This is a genomic window from Streptomyces sp. SID3343 (assembly GCF_009865215.1).
Lineage (GTDB): Bacteria > Actinomycetota > Actinomycetes > Streptomycetales > Streptomycetaceae > Embleya.
Genome location: NZ_WWJX01000710.1, coordinates 1 through 356 on the forward strand (window position 1 = coordinate 1; position 356 = coordinate 356).

The following is a 356-nucleotide window of genomic DNA, read 5'->3' on the forward strand; positions in this document are numbered from 1 at the left end:
CAGGTGTTTCGCCGCCGCCTCGCGCCGCCGCCCGGCCTCGTCGCGGCGGCGGTCCAACTCGGCGCGTCGGGCGTCGATCGAGTCGCGGGTGCGTTCGAGGCGGGCCAGCGTCTCGTGGTCGGCTTGCAGGACCGTGCGGTAGGTCTGGATGCGGCCGAGCAGTTCTCCCGGCGTCTGCGCCTGCAGAATCAGCGACAGTTGCGTCATGCCGCCGGTGCGGTAGGCGCGGCTCGCGAGCTGCCCGACCTCGTCGCGCACCGACTGGGTCGCCGCCACCACGTCGCGCAGTTCGGCCTCGGCCGCGGCCACCGCCGCGACCGCCTGGTCCACCCGGCCGCTCAGTTCGGCGTCGTCCG

The 356-nt window shown here is 75.0% G+C and carries 1 protein-coding gene; it reads right to left on the minus strand.

Going from position 1 to position 356, the window contains the following annotated elements; all coding sequences use genetic code 11:
• Window positions 1-356, minus strand: a 356-nt coding sequence (locus tag GT354_RS21610) for a hypothetical protein (RefSeq protein ID WP_202512142.1), incomplete at both ends; no start/stop codon positions are given.